Source organism: Micromonospora sp. LOL_021 (assembly GCF_048060215.1).
In the GTDB taxonomy this organism is placed as follows: domain Bacteria; phylum Actinomycetota; class Actinomycetes; order Mycobacteriales; family Micromonosporaceae; genus Micromonospora_E.
Genome location: NZ_JBHMIN010000042.1, coordinates 25,180 through 41,245, shown reverse-complemented (window position 1 = coordinate 41,245; position 16,066 = coordinate 25,180). Strand labels below are relative to the sequence as shown.

At 70.6% G+C, this 16,066-nt stretch carries 17 protein-coding genes; 8 read left to right on the top strand and 9 right to left on the bottom strand.

Features of this window, described 5'->3' with window-relative positions; translation table 11 throughout:
• Positions 1–165: 165 nt before the first annotated feature.
• Positions 166–1,287, top strand: coding sequence for a pyridoxal-phosphate dependent enzyme (locus ACFHWT_RS23350; RefSeq protein WP_416596788.1), 1,122 nt, complete (start codon positions 166–168; stop codon positions 1,285–1,287).
• A 6-nt stretch (positions 1,288–1,293) separates the two neighbouring features.
• Here ACFHWT_RS23350 and ACFHWT_RS23345 read toward each other — a convergent pair whose 3' ends face one another.
• From ACFHWT_RS23345 to ACFHWT_RS23330, 4 genes are all read right to left on the bottom strand, one after another.
• Entirely contained in the window at positions 1,294–2,523 is a 1,230-nt protein-coding gene (locus ACFHWT_RS23345) for an MFS transporter (RefSeq protein ID WP_416596787.1), read from the bottom strand.
• Positions 2,523–3,629, bottom strand: coding sequence for a mandelate racemase/muconate lactonizing enzyme family protein (locus ACFHWT_RS23340; RefSeq protein WP_416596786.1), 1,107 nt, complete (start codon positions 3,627–3,629; stop codon positions 2,523–2,525). Before ACFHWT_RS23340 ends, ACFHWT_RS23345 begins: the two co-directional genes overlap by 1 nt.
• A 38-nt stretch (positions 3,630–3,667) precedes the next feature.
• Positions 3,668–4,468, bottom strand: a complete 801-nt coding sequence (locus ACFHWT_RS23335) for a class I SAM-dependent methyltransferase (RefSeq protein WP_416596785.1) — start codon at positions 4,466–4,468, stop codon at positions 3,668–3,670.
• An 83-nt stretch (positions 4,469–4,551) separates the two neighbouring features.
• Entirely contained in the window at positions 4,552–4,749 is a 198-nt protein-coding gene (locus ACFHWT_RS23330; protein WP_416596784.1) for a hypothetical protein, read from the bottom strand.
• A gap of 275 nt (positions 4,750–5,024) precedes the next feature.
• Here ACFHWT_RS23330 and ACFHWT_RS23325 point away from each other — a divergent pair, with 275 nt between their 5' ends.
• The 6 genes from ACFHWT_RS23325 (at position 5,025) to ACFHWT_RS23300 (ending at position 11,104) form a co-directional block, all read left to right on the top strand.
• A complete protein-coding gene (locus ACFHWT_RS23325) occupies positions 5,025–5,972 on the top strand; it encodes a helix-turn-helix domain-containing protein (RefSeq protein WP_416596783.1) in 948 nt (315 codons plus the stop codon).
• A gap of 229 nt (positions 5,973–6,201) precedes the next feature.
• Complete coding sequence (locus ACFHWT_RS23320; RefSeq protein ID WP_416596782.1) at positions 6,202–7,380, top strand: agmatinase family protein; 1,179 nt, start codon at positions 6,202–6,204, stop codon at positions 7,378–7,380.
• Between the two features lie 51 nt (positions 7,381–7,431).
• Entirely contained in the window at positions 7,432–8,469 is a 1,038-nt protein-coding gene (locus ACFHWT_RS23315) for an aliphatic sulfonate ABC transporter substrate-binding protein (RefSeq protein WP_416596781.1), read from the top strand.
• Positions 8,466–9,338 carry an ABC transporter permease gene (locus tag ACFHWT_RS23310; RefSeq protein ID WP_416596780.1) on the top strand — a complete coding sequence of 291 codons (873 nt, stop codon included), beginning with the start codon at positions 8,466–8,468 and terminating at the stop codon, positions 9,336–9,338. Before ACFHWT_RS23315 ends, ACFHWT_RS23310 begins: the two co-directional genes overlap by 4 nt.
• The gene (locus ACFHWT_RS23305) at positions 9,335–10,183 is read left to right on the top strand and encodes an ABC transporter ATP-binding protein (protein WP_416596779.1); all 849 of its coding nucleotides are present in this window, start codon (positions 9,335–9,337) and stop codon (positions 10,181–10,183) included. Before ACFHWT_RS23310 ends, ACFHWT_RS23305 begins: the two co-directional genes overlap by 4 nt.
• Before the next feature lie 453 nt (positions 10,184–10,636).
• Positions 10,637–11,104: a hypothetical protein gene (locus tag ACFHWT_RS23300; RefSeq protein ID WP_416596778.1), complete on the top strand. Its 468-nt coding sequence runs from the start codon at positions 10,637–10,639 to the stop codon at positions 11,102–11,104.
• A gap of 261 nt (positions 11,105–11,365) precedes the next feature.
• Here the strand turns inward: ACFHWT_RS23300 and ACFHWT_RS23295 are convergent, their stop codons facing one another.
• Complete coding sequence (locus ACFHWT_RS23295; protein ID WP_282230394.1) at positions 11,366–11,848, bottom strand: winged helix-turn-helix transcriptional regulator; 483 nt, start codon at positions 11,846–11,848, stop codon at positions 11,366–11,368.
• 56 nt (positions 11,849–11,904) lie between these two features.
• Between ACFHWT_RS23295 and ACFHWT_RS23290 the strand changes: the two genes are divergently transcribed.
• Positions 11,905–12,438, top strand: a complete 534-nt coding sequence (locus ACFHWT_RS23290; protein WP_416596777.1) for a PaaI family thioesterase — start codon at positions 11,905–11,907, stop codon at positions 12,436–12,438.
• 31 nt (positions 12,439–12,469) lie between these two features.
• Here ACFHWT_RS23290 and urtE read toward each other — a convergent pair whose 3' ends face one another.
• Genes urtE through urtB form a run of 4 tightly spaced genes read right to left on the bottom strand, consistent with a single transcriptional unit; the run spans position 12,470 to position 16,057 of the window.
• On the bottom strand, positions 12,470–13,162 hold the full coding sequence (urtE, locus tag ACFHWT_RS23285; protein WP_416596807.1) for an urea ABC transporter ATP-binding subunit UrtE: 693 nt from the start codon (positions 13,160–13,162) through the stop codon (positions 12,470–12,472).
• Between the two features lie 5 nt (positions 13,163–13,167).
• A complete protein-coding gene (gene urtD, locus ACFHWT_RS23280) occupies positions 13,168–13,989 on the bottom strand; it encodes an urea ABC transporter ATP-binding protein UrtD (RefSeq protein ID WP_416596776.1) in 822 nt (273 codons plus the stop codon).
• On the bottom strand, positions 13,986–15,185 hold the full coding sequence (urtC, locus tag ACFHWT_RS23275; protein ID WP_416596775.1) for an urea ABC transporter permease subunit UrtC: 1,200 nt from the start codon (positions 15,183–15,185) through the stop codon (positions 13,986–13,988). The genes urtD and urtC overlap by 4 nt, the downstream gene beginning before the upstream one ends.
• Complete coding sequence (gene urtB / locus ACFHWT_RS23270; protein WP_416567708.1) at positions 15,182–16,057, bottom strand: urea ABC transporter permease subunit UrtB; 876 nt, start codon at positions 16,055–16,057, stop codon at positions 15,182–15,184. The genes urtC and urtB overlap by 4 nt, the downstream gene beginning before the upstream one ends.
• Positions 16,058–16,066: the final 9 nt, after the last annotated feature.

Sequence of the window (16,066 nt, the reverse complement as noted above, 5' to 3'; positions counted from 1 at the left end):
CGATGTCGGACATTGTACAGCACTCGACTACCAGCGTCCTGATTCGCGCGACAACAGGAACCAATCCACCACTCGGAGCGACCAACATGTCAACGGAACGCCTCGACACCGAGAAGATGCATTCTCCGACGACAATGTGATGAACATCAGAGGAGCGATCAGCCCATGCCGTCCACGGGCCCGTCGACGCCCCCGCCGCCGGTACACCTGCACGTCACAGACGCCATCAAGACACCGAGCCTCATCCGCCTGTCGGACACCATGATCCTGGCCCGGTTCGAGACCCTGAAGGTCTACGCCGCCCTCGGCGCGGTACGGGCCCTGCTGGCGGCGGGGACCGTCCGCCCCGGCGACACCCTCGTCGACAGCTCCAGCGGAATTTACGCCCTCGCGCTGGCCATGGCCTGTCACCGGTACGGACTGCGCTGCCACATCGTCGCCTCAACCACGGTGACCCCGACCATCCGGTCGCAGCTGGAGATCCTCGGCGCCACCGTGCACCAGATGCCCATCGAGAGCGATCTGCGACTGGACCAGCACCGACGCGTGGCGCGGGTACAGGAGCTCCTGCGCGCCAACCCCGGCATGCACTGGATGCGCCAGTACCACGACCCGGTGCACCGACTCGGCTACGCCGAACTGGCGACACTCGTCCGGGCCGCCGTACCGCAGGTCCCGCTGACCGTCGTCGCCAGCGTCGGCACCGGTGCGTCCAGCGCCGGACTGATTCTGCCGATCCGCGCCCACGACCCGTCGACCCGGCTCGTAGGTGTCCAACCGTTCGGCAGCGTCAGCTTCGGCAGTGAACGGTTTCCGGATCCGGACGCGATCATCGCCGGGATCGGCAGCGCCATCCCTTTCGACAACGTCCACCACGAACTGTACGACCAGGTGCACTGGATCGGCTTCCGGCATGCCATGGCCGGCACCATCGCGCTGATGCGGTCTCATGCGGTCTTCGCCGGTCTCTCCACCGGTGCGGCGTACCTCGCAGCGCGGTGGGAGGCCCGCCGCCACCCGGAACGGGTGCATCTGCTGATCGGAGCCGACACCGGCCATCGGTACGTCGACAAGGTCTTCGCCCGCCACCGCGAAGCCCTCGACATGGAGACGTTGGAGCCGGTGGAGATTGCCTCTCTCGACGAGTTGGCCCCGCCCTGGTCGACCTTGCCGTGGGCGCGACGCGCCCATCCGCCGTCAGCCGGCCAGGACCTGCACCCCGCCGCCGTCACCGGCGGCCCAGGAACAGACCGGCCCGCAACAGACCGGCCCGCGACGGCCGGATGAGCGCGGCTAGGAACCCTGCTGCGGTACGCGGCGTCCCAGCCATCGCCCGACAGTGAGCACCAGCACCGGAAGGACGACACACTGGGCGGCGACGACCAGCCAGAAGCCGGGTAGGAACCCGACTTGTTCGAACGCCCCGTACACGCTGCCCCCGGCGACGCCACTGAGGAACGAACCGACCCCCACCGCGAGCCGTTGCTGGCCGAAGGCCACCGTCGCCGACCTTCTCGACCCCGCCAACGCTTCGAGGTCGTTCTTGAGGAACAACACGGCGCTGCCGGCGCTGATCGCGGCGACCCCGCAGACCACCGCCGGACCGTTGCCAACCGCGAACGCGGCCATCCCGGTCGCCAGGGCACCGAATCCGATGGCCATCGCCGCCGGGTAGCTCATCCTCCCCACCCGCTCGGCGACCAGGGGCTGCACCACCACCAGGCCGAGCGAATAGCCCATCATCGCCGCCCCGAACAACAGGGTCGCCATCCGGCCCTGGGCGTAACTGGAGAGGTACTGGTAGAACTGCATGTGCGCGTAGAACGACACGGCGGTGACGACGAACGGCAGCACCGCCACCCCGTGCAGCATCCGCCGGAACGGCTCCACCGGTGGCGCGTCGGCGACCTGCCGCTCCCGGCGGAGAAAGACGTGACCGAGCGCCACACCGGCGTACACCGTCGTCACGGCCGCGAACATCACGGTCGGCCGGTGCACGAACAACGCCCCCACCACCGGCCCCACCGCTATACCGAGGTTGCCTGCGGCGTTGCCTGCCGACACCAGCCGGGGCCGCTGCTCGTCGCCCACCTCGTGCACCAGATAGCTGCGGTACGCCGGCGAGTACAGTGATCCGCCGCCGGAGATGAGCAACAGGCCGGCGACGGTCAGCACCGGGACCCGCTGTCCCGCGAGGAACGCCGCCCCGCCGAAGCTGTACAGCGTGAGGGCCGCCACCAGGGCCCGCTTGAGACCGACCCGCTCGGCCACCGCAGCGGTCGCCGGGGCGCTGGCGAACTGCACCAGGGTCGCCGCCCCGAGCACCACCCCGACCTGCGCCATGCCCACGCCCATGCGTTCCCGCAGCAGCACGGCCAGGTACGGATAGATCGAGAACGAGCCGACGTTGACCAGGAATCCGCCGATCAGCACGGCCCACTGGGCGCGGGTGAAGGAACCCCTGCGCAACGCCGACCAGGGGCGGTTGCCCGCAGCCGCGCGGGGGGTGGCCGGTGCGGCCATCAGTCGGCCGGCCCGCCGTCGGATCGGACACCGACCCCGGTCGACGGGTCGACGCCGCCGAAGGCATGCTGGTCGGACGGCAGCACGCCCAGCCCTGGGGCGTCGCCGAGAACGATCCGCCCCTGGTCGAGGCCCAGCCCCCGGAACGGGGGGTCGCGCAGGAGGAACTGGCTGTCGATGTCGATGCGCTCGGCCAGCGGGGCCAGTAGGGCGGCCTGGCTCAGCGCTAGCTCCGACTCGCAGTTGCAGCTGAGCATCACCGACAGGCCCGCCTGGCGGGCGGCCTCCATCACCCGTCGGGTGGCCCGGACCCCGCCGGACTTGGCCAACTTGACCACCACCCCGTCGGCCAGGCCGGCGGCCGCCCGGACACTGTCCACGTCGGTGCAGCCCTCGTCCAGGAAGACCGGCAGCCGGTCGGGCAGCTCACGGTAGCGGCGGTACACCTCGACCGCGTCTCTCGGGAACGGCTGCTCGACGAGCTGGATGTCGAGGGCACGCAGGGCCGGGGTCAGTTCCTGCGCGGTCCGCAGGTCCCACGCCTCGTTGGGGTCGATCCGCACCGGCAGGTCGGTGACCGCGCGGACGGCGGCCAGCCGGTCGAGGTCCTCGGCGCCGCGCACCTTGATCTTGAACGCGCCGACCGCAGGGGCGTTCGCGACCAGCTCCAGGGTCTGCGCGACGCTGCCGAGCCCGATCGTGTACCCGGTCGGCTCGGGCATGGTGCGCGGTACGCCGTACAACTGCCATGTCGGCACGCCGGCGGACCGGCCCACCCAGTCGTGCACCGCGCCGTCGAGTGCCATCCGCGCGCCGACCGGTCCGTCCCAGTCGGCCACCCGGTCCAGGACCCGGTCCGGATCGGACAGGTCCGGGCCGAGGACGTCTCTGCCGTGTTCGGCGACCGCCGCGACGACCTGCTCGACGGTTTCGCCGTGCGCCCAGGCCGGTGTGCCCTCACCCAGGCCGGTGACGCCGTCGTGGACGACGGCGACGAGGCAGGTGTCCGTCGAGTCGTAGGAGTGCTGTGAACTCCGGAACACCGTCAACAGGCGCAGGGTCATCCGACCGACGTCGAGCTCCATGCGGATCAGCTTGTCACGCACCACGCCGATAATCCACGGTGATCGATCTTGCGTCCGGGTCAGGGACGGCAGAGGATCTCGCCGTGCAGGATGGCGAACCAGCCGTCGGGCGCGTCGGCCCAGCGGAGCCAGCCGGTGGAGAGCCGTCGCAGGTCGGCGGGGGTGGCGGTGCCGGCGGCGAGGATCTGCCGGGCCATCTCGGAGGCGACGATGCGCTCCGACCACATGGTCCCCCACCAGCGGCGGTCCTCGTCGGTGGCGTAGCACCAGGCGGAGGCGCCGGGCGTGACGTCACCGAACCCGGCGGCCCGCGCCCAGGAGAGCAGGCGGCGACCGGCGTCCGGTTCGCCGCCGTTGGCGCGGGCGGTCGCCTGGTAGAGCGCGAGCCATTCGTCGAGCTCGGGTACGGCGGGGTGCCAGGCGAAGCGGTCGTAGTCACTGTCGCGGGCCGCTACCACTCCCCCGGGCCGGCAGACGCGGCGCATCTCGGCGAGCGCGCGGACCGGGTCGCCGACGTGCTGGAGGACCTGGTGGGCGTGGACCACGTCGAACGCGTCGTCGGGGAAGGGCAGATCGTGTACGTCGGCCGTGGTGAAGTCGACAGTCGTGACGCCCCGGGCCCGCGCCTCGGCGCGGGACAGCGACAGCGCTCCGTCGGTGACCTCGGTGGCGGTGACCCGGCCGGGGGCGACGAGCGCGGCGAGGTCCATGGTGATGGTGCCGGGACCGGCGCCGATGTCGAGCAACGCCTGGCCGGGCCGCAGGTGCGGCAGCAGGTACGCGGCCGAGTTCTCGGCGGTACGCCAGCGGTGGGAGCGCAGCACCGACTCGTGATGACCGTGCGTGTATACAGCTGACATGCTCCGACGATAGACCGGCCGTCTCGCAATTCGGGAGCAGCTTCCCACATTATGGCCACTGCGGGATCGCAGCAGGACGCGGCTCAGCTGGCCCGGGGCGGCCGGTTCTCCTGGATCCACCGCTCGACGTCGGCCTTCAACCACACCGGGCCTTGCGCCAGCCGCGCTACCGGATCGGGGAATCCCTTGGACCGGCTGACCACGTACGCCCGCTGCTTGCTCACCGGCTTCTCCGGCGTACCCAGCAACGCGCGCAGCTCCGATGTACCGACCAGGCCCAACGGTTAGCTCACCCGGGGAGGTCGGTTCTCCCGGATCCACCGCTCGACGTCGACTCGAAGCCAGACCTCACCCTGTTTGAGCTTCGCAACCGGCAGCGGGAAGGTTCGAGACCTGGTGATGGTGTACGTGCGCTGACGGGACAGCGGACTGCCTGGTTGACCCAGCATCTCGGCTATCTCAGCGCTGCCGACCAGGTCGATGTCCACACTCTCGCAAGATAGGTCGCAGGCAACCGAACTTGACGGTTGCCCGTATATGTTTCACCCTGCTGGGTATGACTGGCAGGGGTGACGGCCGACGGGCGAGGACGTACAACGGGAGAGCTGCCCGGACGGCGGGCATCAACGCGCAGGCCGGCGGGACGGCCCTGCTGCGGCGGCAGGTGGGACGGTGCCTGGCGGCGTTGCGGTACGAGGCCGGGCTGTCCCAGGACGTCGCCGCCGACAAGCTGCGACGCGGCAACAGCACGCTCTGGCGAATCGAGGCCGGCGACCCGCGGGTCCGCTGGACCGAAGCGGACATGTCAGCGATGTGCCGGCTGTACCGGGCCGACGACGAGACCCGGGAACGGCTGCTCGCCCTCGCAGCGGAGATCGACCGCCCCAGCGGCGGGCGCTGGTGGCACGACGGGCTGGCCGGACTGCCGATCGACGCCGACCCGTACCCGGTGTTCGAACAGTCCGCGACGCTCATCCGCTGCTACGGCCAGGCGACGCTGCCGGACCTGCTGCAGACCCCGGGGTACGCCGAGGCGCTGCTGCGCTGCCCGGCCGGTCCGCGCAGCGACGACGACATCGCCGCCCGCCTCGACCAGCTGGCGGCGCGGCAGCGGCACCTGCTGACCCACCCGCATCCGCCGGCGGTGCAGATGATCGTCGGCGAGGGGGCGCTGCGGCGTACCGTCGGCAACGACGCGACCGCGCGGGCGCAACTCGACCACCTGCGGGCACTCGCGATCAGGCCGGGGATCTCGGTACGGGTGCTGCCGCTGGCCGGCGGCGCGCACGCCGGCATGACCAACCCGTTCACCCTGCTGCGCTTCGCCGCCGCCACGACGGTCCCCGGACGGCGGCCGGCCGGGTCGGGGCTGGTCCGGCTCGACACCCTGACCGGGACGATGTACCTCGACCAGCCGGCGCACGTCGCCGCTTACGAGCGGGTCTGGTCCGACCTGGCCGCCCGCGCGCAGCCGATACCCGACGGCAACGGGTCGGCAAAGTGACCGAAACCACAGCGGCGTCTACTCCGGGGTGACTCACCAACGGTGAGGCGCACCTAGGGTTCCGCCGCCGCCGGGCAGCCAGGCACGGGCAGCCGGGGACGGGACAGGTCCGAGAGGTGCAGGCGTCGGGCCGCCAGCGTGGCGGGTGGCGTTCCACGGCGGGACAAAAGCCCGGGAGGCAGCCGGATGTCTGGCTGTGCCTCAGCCAGGCCCTCATTCGGAGGTGCCCGTGGGCTTCCACCACCATCACCACAATCACCAGCACCGCGACCAGCAGCCCGCCGACCAACCCGAGCTGCACGGCAACTACGGCCCGGAGGCGGCGTACGCGGTCGCCCGCGAGGCCCAACTGCCCACCACCAAGTGGGAAGAGGAGATCGCCCGGGGCCTGGAGTACGGCCTGCCCGGTGCCGATTCGATCGTCGACAAGCGGATCCCGACGTTCTCCCGTGGCGAGCTGCCGCACTTCGCCGGGATCAACACCTTCCTGAAGGCACCGTACGTCGAGGACGTGCGCCGCTGCGGCGAGTACGACGTGGCGGTGCTCGGCGCACCGTTCGACGGTGGCACGACGTACCGCTCGGGAACCCGGTTCGGGCCGCAGGGCATCCGCAAGATCTCCGCGCTGTACGGGCCGTACTCGTTCGAACTCGGCGTCGACCTGCGCGAGTCGATCACGATCGCCGACCTCGGTGACGTCTTCACCATCCCGGCGAACATCGAGAAGACCTTCGACCAGATCTCCAAGGCGGTCAGCCACGTCTACTCCTCCGGGGCCTTCCCGGTGGTGCTCGGCGGGGACCACTCGATCGGCTACCCGACGGTGCGCGGGGTCGCCGAACACCTCGACGGCAACCTGGGCATCATCCACTTCGACCGGCACGTCGACACCCAGGAGACCGACCTCGACGAGCGGATGCACACCACCCCGTGGTTCCACGCCACCGACATCCCGAACGTGCCGCCGAAGAACCTGGTGCAGATCGGCATCGGCGGCTGGCAGGCGCCCCGCCCCGGGGTCAAGGTCGGCCGGGAACGCGGCACCACGATCATGACGGTCACCGACTGCGTCGAGATGGGCATCGAGGCCGCCGCCGAGAAGGCCCTCGAAGTCGCCTGGGACGGCGCCGAGGCGGTCTGGCTGTCGTTCGACGTGGACTGCCTGGACGCCGCGTTCGTGCCCGGCACCGGCTGGCCCGAACCGGGCGGCTTCCTGCCCCGCGAAGTCCTCAAGTTCATCCAGCTGATCGCCGAACGGCCGTTGGCGGGCATCGAGGTGGTGGAGTGCTCGCCGCCGTACGACAACGCCGAGATCACCTCGCTGATCGCCACCCGGGTCATCTGCGACACCCTCGGCTGTCTGGTCCGCGCCGGGCACCTGCCGCGCCATCGAGCCACTGAGCGCTGAGCCGACGCGGCGCCGATCCCCCGTAATTCCCTTCCACAGGAGGACATAGAGATGCGACGTACCCCCAGGTTTTCCCGCCGTTCCACCACCCGGAGGCTGATCGCCGCCGTCTGTGCGACGACACTGCTGGTCACCGCCGCCGGCTGCGGCGACGACGACGGTTCCACCACCGGCGGCGACGGCTCGACCACCGTACGGCTGGGGTTCAGTGCCTGGCCGGGCTGGTTCCCCTGGCAGGTCGCGCAGGAGCAGGGGCTGTTCGAAGCCAACGGCGTCGACGTCGAGCTGACCTACTTCGACAGCTACACCGACAGCCTGACCGCGCTGGCCACCGGCAACCTGGACGCCAACAGCCAGACCCTCAACGACACCCTGTCGTCGGTCAGCGGCGGCGCGACGCAGACCGTGGTGCTGGTCAACGACAACTCGACCGGCAACGACCAGATCATCGCCGCGCCGGGGATCGACTCGGTGGCCGACCTGGCCGGTAAGCGGGTGGCGATCGAGGAGGGCACGGTCGACCACTACCTGCTGCTGTTGGCGCTGGCCGAGGCCGGGCTGAGCGCCGACGACGTCGAGATCAGCCCGCTGCTGACCGACGCGGCCGCCGCCGCGTTCCTGGCCGGGCAGGTCGACGCGGTCGGCGCGTTCGCCCCGTTCACCACCACCGCTCTGGGCCGCGAGGGCAGCAAGGCGATCGCCACCTCGGCCGAGCACCCCGGCGCGATCCCGGACCACCTGGTGTTCGACTCGGCGTTCGTGGCCGCGCATCCGGAGCAGGTCCAGGCGGTGGTGGACACCTGGTTCGACACCCTGGACTGGATCGCCGCCAACCCGGACGAGGCGGTCGAGATCATGGCGGCGCAGGCCGGGGTCAGCGTCGAGGACTACCGCACGTACGACGCCGGGACGACGATCTTCGACCTGGCCGACAACCAGGCGGCGTTCGAGCCGGGCGACACCCCGGCCAACCTGGACTTCCAGGCCCGCTCGATCGCCGAGTTCCTGGTGGCGACCGGTCTGGTCGACGAGGCACCGCCGCTGGACGGGTTGCTCGACGGGCAGTTCGTGGCGACGGTCTCGCCGTGACCGTCACCCGGGAACCGGCGGCGACCGCTGACAGTGTGGACCGGGCGTCGTGGGGGCCGCTGCCCCGGCGGCGTCCGGCCCGCCGGGTGCCGGCGCTGCTGGCCATCCGGACGCCGATCCCGGCGGCCGGTCGCTGGACGCTGACGGTCGCCTCGATCGTGGTGCCACTGGCCGCCTGGCAGATCGGCAGCATGCTGGTCGACGGGCAGCCGGACTTCCTGCCGTCGCCGCTGGAGTCGGTGGCGGCCGGGGTGGAGATGGCCCGGACGGGTCAGCTGTGGACCGACACCGCCGCGACCGTCGGCCGGGTGCTGCGCGGCTTCGGCCTGGCGGTGGCGGTGTCGGTGCCGCTCGGCCTGCTGATGGGCAGTTTCCAGGCCGGTCGGGCGGCGCTGGAGCCGATGATCGGTCTGCTGCGGTACCTGCCGGCCAGCGCGTTCATCCCGCTGCTGATCATCTGGCTGGGGCTCGGCGAGCCGTCCAAGGTGGCGTTGATCTTCATCGCGACGGTCTTCTTCAACACCCTGATGACCGCAAACGTGGTCCGCACCGTGCCGGCCGGACTGATCGACGTGTCGTACACCCTCGGTGCCCGTCGGTTCGAGGTGCTGCGCAAGGTGATCGTGCCGCACTCGCTGCCCGGCATGATCGACGCGATCCGGGTCAACGCGGCGGCGGCGTGGAACTTCGTGGTGGTCGCCGAGCTGATCAACGCCCAGTCCGGGCTGGGCTACCGGATCGTCCGGTCGCAGCGGTTCAACCAGCTCGACAACATCTTCGCCGTACTGATCGTGATCGCCCTGATCGGGGTGGCGATCGACCTGGCGCTGCGGACGACCCGCGACCGGGTCGGGAGGTGGGCAGCGTGAAAGCAGCGGAAGCCGGGTCAGTAGCCCCGACCACCGACGCGCCGCTGGTGCGCCTCGACGGCGTCGGCAAGGACTTCCGGACCATCGCCGGCGGTTCGCTGCACGCGCTCGACGGCGTGGATCTGGCGGTACGCCGGGGCGAGTTCGTCTGCCTGGTCGGCGCATCCGGGTCGGGCAAGTCCACCCTGCTGTCGCTGATCGCCGGGCTGTCCACGCCGAGCCGGGGCACCGTGCTGCTCGACGGTGCGCCGGTCACCGGGCCGGGTCCGGACCGGGGGCTGGTGCTGCAGAGCGGTGCCGTGTATCCGTGGCGGACGGTGGAACGCAACGTCGCGTTCGGGCTGGAGCTGCTGCCGGTCAGTCGGGCCGAACGGGCCCGGCGGGTCGCCTGGTACCTGACTGAGACCGGGTTGACCGGGCTGCGACACGCGCTGCCGAAGCAGCTCTCCGGCGGGCAGCGCCAGCGGGTGGCGATCGCCCGGGCGCTGGCCTGCGAACCGCGAGTGCTGCTGCTCGACGAGCCGTTCGGTGCCCTCGATGTGCAGACCAAGGAGGACATGCAGTTGTTCGTCCGCCGGGTGTGGGCCGACACCGGCACCACCGTGGTGATGGTGACCCACGACGTCGAGGAGGCGGTCTTCCTCGGCCAGCGGGTGGTGGTGCTGGCCGGCGACCCGGGCCGGGTCGCCGCCGACCTGCCGGTGCAGCTGCCGCCGGACCGCGATGGCACACCCCGGGATCTGGCCGTCAAACGGCTGCCGGAGTTCCTGACGCTACGCGCCGAGGTGGAGGACCGGGTCCGCGCCTACCACCAGCGGCACGCCGCCGCCGGATCCGGGGCCTAGGGCTGTGTCTCATAAGGATCGCCGTGCGAGCCGAGGCCAAGGTGGCGGTCCGGGCAAGGCCCACGTCACATGATCTTCGAGGCCGGTGACAGAGTTGCAGTTGCGGCGGACCCGTTGGCTTGTACATGATGGAGCTTTACCGAGTCGGCGATCTCGTTGGCAGCCAACCTGATGATCTCCATCAGAGGTCTTTCGTGGATACTCCGGCCGTTCAGCCCGGGGAGGAACAGGACATCCGGCATGCGAACAGGTGTGCTAGCGTGGCGTTGCCCTTCCGGTGATGACCAAGCCGGTCGGGTCTACCGCCGGGCTGGTGGGAAGTGACGTCTGCGGAGACTGCGTAGGACCGATGGGCGGTATCCCGTCCCTTGCCGTTGATTCGGGTCGGCTGTGGTCGGCGAAGCAGGAACCTCAACCCGTGAGGGTCGAATCTCCCTGCTTCAGCAGGGGGCGATGTCAATCTATGGCTTGACGGCGCGAAAACCGCACCGCGAAAGCTATGGACATGATGCCGACGTTGGAACCGACCGACAGACAGAGAGGGCCAAAAAGGTGCGAGAAAGAGAAAACGGGGCGGGGCACAGGCTCAGCACCGCGAAACGGGTAGCGGTCTCCCTGACCCTTGCGCTCATTTCGACCTTCGGTGTTGTCACGGTCACCGCCGCGCCGGCGCTCGCGCTGCCGACGAACTGCAACGCTACCCCCGGGACCGCCACCTACGGGGTCATGTGTCGGGGTGGCACAGGCTTCTACCGTGCCTGGACCAAGTGCATCCACGTGAACTCGGGCACGACGAAGACCGCCTACGGCAACGGCGTGGGCATCGGCGGGTACTCCAAGGCGAACTGCGGGTCCAACTACCGCATCAGCAAAACCAACCGCGGGGTGACCAAGACCAACTACCTCCCCCCGAACTGGTAGTCACGACCGTACACATGCGCCCCGACCGACAGTCTCCAGCGAGATGCTGGTCGTAACCCTGGATGCCGCCAGTGGCTCTGCCCGAGGAAGTCGGGCAGAGCCACTGGCAGGCCCGGGTGGATCAACCCTCGACGAGAAGCTGCGCGACGCCCGCCGCAGCTGGCTGGCGCTGCCGTACCACTGCCGGACGCGGTGGTGTGCCGCGCGGCCGGCGTCCAGGACCGAGCAGGCGCGTTATGTGCACGCCCGCAGCGTAGGGCTTCAGCCGGTCGGTTCGCGGCGGCGGGCACCGGGGCCGGGGCGGGGAAGTACGTCGCGGGGGTCGGCGACGTCGTGGCCGGCGGCGCAGCGCATCGTGACGCCGACCTCGGCCCCGCAGTCGCGGTGCGCGACGGCGAGCGGGGAGCCGTCCGGGTCGACGCAGTACCGGTCGCCCCACTGCAGCAGGGCGACCAGCACCGGCCACAGGTCGAGGCCCTTGCCGGTGAGCCGGTACTCGTAGCGTTGCCGCTCCCCCGGTTCCTGGTACGGGTGCCGGCGCAGCAGGCCCTGGTCGACCAGCATGGTGAGCCGGTTGGTCAGCACCTGGCGGGGCACGCCGGTGCGCTCGCGCATCTGGTCGAACCGGCGTACGCCGTTGAAGACCTCGCGGAGCACGACGACGGTCCACCGCTCGCCGATGATCTCCATGGTGCGGGCGATGGTGCAGTTGTCGATGGACCAGTCGAGTGCGGTAGGTCTCACCCCGACCAGGCTAGGTCTTGTTGACAGACCTAGCAACCGGCTGCCAGGCTGCGTCTATGACACAGACTCAGCAGCCGGCGCCGGACGCGGCGCAGCGCAGCCGCACCTTCTCGTGGACCGACCCCGCCACGGTGCGGCTGGCGGCGTTGAACGGCCTCGACGGGCTGGGCCAGTTGCAGGCGATGGCGTCCGGTGAGATCCCCGCCCCACCGGTGATGGTGATGCTGGGCCTCGAAGGGTTGGAGCCCGAGCATGGCCGGGTGGTCACCGTGCTGACCCCGCAGGAGTTCCACTACAACGCCCTGGGCACGGTGCACGGCGGTATCATCTCGACCCTGCTGGACACCGCGGCCGGCTGCGCGGTGCACTCGGTGCTGCCGGCCGGGACGAGCTACACCTCGATCGACCTGAACGTGAAGTTCCTGCGCCCGGTGACGCTCGCCTCGGGGACGCTGCGCTGCGAGGGCACCATCGTGCAGCGCGGGCGGCGCACCGCGTACGCCGAGGCGAAGCTGACCGACGCCGCCGGCCGGCTCGCCGCCCACGCCACCTCGTCCTGCCTGCTGTTCGAGCTGCCACCGACCGAGTGACGACCGCCGACAGGGAGTCAGGCCGGCTGGGTCACACCGACAGCAGTTGGCGGACCGACTCGTCGCGCAGGTCCTCCTTGTCGCCGGCCCGGACCACCTCACCGGCGTCGAGGATGACGAACCGGTCGGCCAGCCGCAGCGCCAGTTCGAGATACTGCTCGACCAGCAGGATCGCCAGCCCGGCCTCGGTGTGCAGTCGTTCGATCGCCTCCTCGATCTCGATGATGATCGACGGCTGGATGCCTTCGGTCGGCTCGTCGAGCAGCAGCATCTTCGGCCGGGTGACCAGGGCACGGGCGATCGCCAACTGCTGCTGCTGGCCGCCGGAGAGGAACCCGGCCCGGCGGCGCAGCAGCCCGCGCAGCGCCGGGAACAGGTCCAGCGCCTCGTCGACCGCCGCCTTGTCGGTCCGCGCCGCCTCGACCGCCACCTGCAGGTTCTCCGCGACGGTCAGCTGCGGGAACGTCTCGTGGCCCTGCGGGACGTAGCCGAGACCGAGCCGGACCCGTTCGTGGGTGCGCAGCCTGGTGATGTCCCGACCGGCGAAGGTCACCCGGCCGGACCGCACCGGCAGCACCCCGGTGATCGCCTTCAGCAGGGTGGTCTTGCCGACTCCGTTGCGGCCCATCACGCAGACCAGCGACCCGGCCGGGGCCTGCAGGTCGACCCCGAACAGCACCTGGGCCCGACCGTACGCGACGTCGAGCGACTCGACGGTCAACATGGCACTCACGACGACGCCTCCTGAGCGGCTGACGGTCCGGCAGCGGTCGACGGTGCGGAACCAGCCGACGGTACGGCGGGTTCGGCACCGTCCTCACCGGAGCGCCCCAGGTAGACCTGCTGCACGCGCGGGTCGGCCTGCACCTGAGCGACGGTGCCCTCGCAGAGCAGTCGGCCCTCGTGCAGCACGGTGACGGTGCTGGCGAACCGGCGCAGGAACTCCATGTCGTGCTCGATCACCATCACCGTGTGGTCCTTGGCGACCTCACGCAGCAGCTCACCGGTGCGGTCCCGCTCGCTGCGGCTCATCCCGGCCACCGGCTCGTCGAGCAGCAGCAGACTGGGCTGCTGCACGATCAGCATGCCGATCTCCAGCCACTGCCGCTGCCCGTGGGAGAGCACCCCGGCCGGCCGGTACGCCAGGTCGGCAAGACCGGTGGTGTCCAGCGCCCGGGACACCTGGTCGGAGACACCGCGCCGGCGGCGCAGCAGGCCGACCATCCGCCGGCGGAAGCTGGCCGCCAGGTCGAGGTTCTCCAGCACGGTGAGCTGCTCGAAGACCACCGACGTCTGGAAGGTCCGGCCGATGCCGAGCCGGACGATCCGGTGTTCGCGTCGGCCGACCAGCTCCTGGCCGTTGAACCGCACCGAGCCGGACGCCGGCCGGGTCCGGCCGGTGACCACGTCGATCAGGGTGGTCTTGCCGGCACCGTTGGGGCCGATCAGGAAGCGCAGCTCCCCCGGCTCGACGGTCAGGTCGAGGTCGCTGATCGCCCGGAAGCCGTCGAAGACGACGTCGAGGCCGCGTACCTCCAGTTTGCCGCTCACGGTTTCGCACCTCCGACCCCGACAGTGGTCTCCGCCGGTTGCCCGGCGGCGTCGGTGGCCGCGCCGTCCGTGGCGGCCGCCGGGGAGACCGGTGCGGCTGGTCCGGCACGGCCGGGCCAGCGGTGCCGGACCGCCGCCCAGCCGTCGGCGAGCAGCCCGGCGAGACCACGCGGCGCCCACATCATCACCGCGATGAACAGGCCACCGAGCAGATAGAGCCAGCCGGACGGCCACTGCTCGCTGAGCACCGTACTGCCGTAGTTGAACAGGATCGCCCCGCCGACCGCACCGACCAGCGAGAACCGCCCGCCGATGGCGACCGCGACCAGCATCTCGATCGACGGTACGACGCCGAGGTCGGCCGGGCCGAGGATGCCGACCACCGGCACGAACAGCGCGCCGGCGACGCCGGCCATGGCCGCCGACAGCGCGTACACGATGGTCTTCACCACGGCCGGGTCGTAGCCGAGGAAGCGGACGCGGTCCTCACCGTCGCGGATGGCGACCAGGAGCTTGCCGAACCGGGAGTGGGTGAGCTGCCAGGCGGCGAGGAACACCAGGCCGAGCGCACCGACGGCGATGTAGTAGACGATCCGTTTCTGCGTCGGGTCGTACAGGTCGAGGCCGAAGAAGAACTGCACGTTGGTCAGCCCGTTGGTGCCGCCGGTCAGGCCCTGCTGGCCGACCAGCAGGATCACGAACGCGGCGGCCAGGGCCTGGGACAGTACGGCGAAGTAGGCGCCGCGCACCCGCTGGCGGAACACCAGGGTGCCCAGGATCAGCGCCACCACGGTGGGCAGCACCACCACCATGGCCAGGGCGAACGCCGGGCTGCGGAACGGACCCCAGATGGCCGGTAGGGTCTCCACGCCGCTCCACACCATGAAGTCGGGCAGGTTGCCCTCGCCGGCGTCAGCGAGTTTGAGGTGCATGCCCATCGCGTAGCCGCCGAGGCCGAAGAACACGCCCTGGCCGAGGGTCAGCATGCCGCCGCGCCCCCAGGCCAGGTAGATGCCGACCGCGACGATCGCGTAGCAGAGGTACTTGGCGAGCAGGTCGAGCCGGAACGGGCTGAGCACCAGCGGTGCCACGACCAGCAGCAGCACGCCGCCGGCGACGAAGCCGACCGGTCCGGGCCAGCGGGTGGCCGGCCGGGCCGGCCCGGTGGCGGGGGTGGTCGTCCGGGCCGCGCTCATGTCAGCGCCCGGGAACGGAGGACGAACATGCCCTGCGGACGGAACTGGAGGAAGGCCACGATCACCGCGAAGACCACCACCTTGGCCAGGCTCGCATCGGTCCAGAATTCGACGAAGCTGTTGATCGCGCCGAGGGCGACCGCCGCGATCACCGCCCCGCGCAGCTGTCCGAGTCCCCCGGCGACGACGACGAGGAACGCGTCCACGATGTAGTAGGTGCCCAGCGACGGCCCGACCGGGCCGATCAGGGTCAGCGCCACCCCGGCGACGCCGGCCAGGCCGGAGCCGATGAAGAAGGTGAGCTGGTCGACCCGCTGGGTGGCCACCCCGGTCACCGCGGCCAGCTCGCGGTTCTGCATCACCGCCCGCATCCGTCGGCCGTAGGACAGTTTGCTCAGGTAGAGCGAGATCGCCACCACGCAGCCGACAGCGAGGGCCATGATGAAGATCCGGTTGTACGGCAGCTGTACGCCGGCCACGTCGATCCCGCCGGTGAGCCAGCCGGGTGCGGTGACCTGCACGTTGGGCGCGCCGAAGATGTCCCGGGCGAGTTGCTGCAGGATCAGGCTGACGCCGAAGGTGAGCAGCAGCGTGTCCAGCGGCCGACCGTAGAACCGCCGGATCACCAGCCGTTCCAGGATCAGGCCCATGGTGCCGGCGATGAGGAACGCGACCGGCAGGGCGGCCGGGACGGCCTGCGCCCCGACCAGCCCTTGCATCATGTACGCGGTGTAGGCGCCCGCCAGGATGAACTCCCCGTGGGCCATGTTGATGACGCCCATCTGTCCGAAGGTGAACGTCAGTCCCAGCGCGATCAGGAGCAGCACCGCTCCGATGCTCGCGCCGATGACCAGTTGGTTGAGTACCGCCATGGCGGGCGC

Excerpts from the sequence above, each read along its gene's own strand:
- ACFHWT_RS23350 (WP_416596788.1), top strand. The coding sequence starts at position 166 with ATGCCGTCCACGGGCCCGTCGACGCCCCCGCCGCCGGTACACCTGCAC.
- ACFHWT_RS23345 (WP_416596787.1), bottom strand. The coding sequence starts at position 2,523 with ATGGCCGCACCGGCCACCCCCCGCGCGGCTGCGGGCAACCGCCCCTGG.
- ACFHWT_RS23335 (WP_416596785.1), bottom strand. The coding sequence starts at position 4,468 with ATGTCAGCTGTATACACGCACGGTCATCACGAGTCGGTGCTGCGCTCC.
- ACFHWT_RS23325 (WP_416596783.1), top strand. The coding sequence starts at position 5,025 with ATGACTGGCAGGGGTGACGGCCGACGGGCGAGGACGTACAACGGGAGA.
- ACFHWT_RS23315 (WP_416596781.1), top strand. The coding sequence starts at position 7,432 with ATGCGACGTACCCCCAGGTTTTCCCGCCGTTCCACCACCCGGAGGCTG.
- ACFHWT_RS23300 (WP_416596778.1), top strand. The coding sequence starts at position 10,637 with ATGTCAATCTATGGCTTGACGGCGCGAAAACCGCACCGCGAAAGCTAT.
- ACFHWT_RS23290 (WP_416596777.1), top strand. The coding sequence starts at position 11,905 with ATGACACAGACTCAGCAGCCGGCGCCGGACGCGGCGCAGCGCAGCCGC.
- urtE (WP_416596807.1), bottom strand. The coding sequence starts at position 13,162 with ATGTTGACCGTCGAGTCGCTCGACGTCGCGTACGGTCGGGCCCAGGTG.
- urtC (WP_416596775.1), bottom strand. The coding sequence starts at position 15,185 with ATGAGCGCGGCCCGGACGACCACCCCCGCCACCGGGCCGGCCCGGCCG.
- urtB (WP_416567708.1), bottom strand. The coding sequence starts at position 16,057 with ATGGCGGTACTCAACCAACTGGTCATCGGCGCGAGCATCGGAGCGGTG.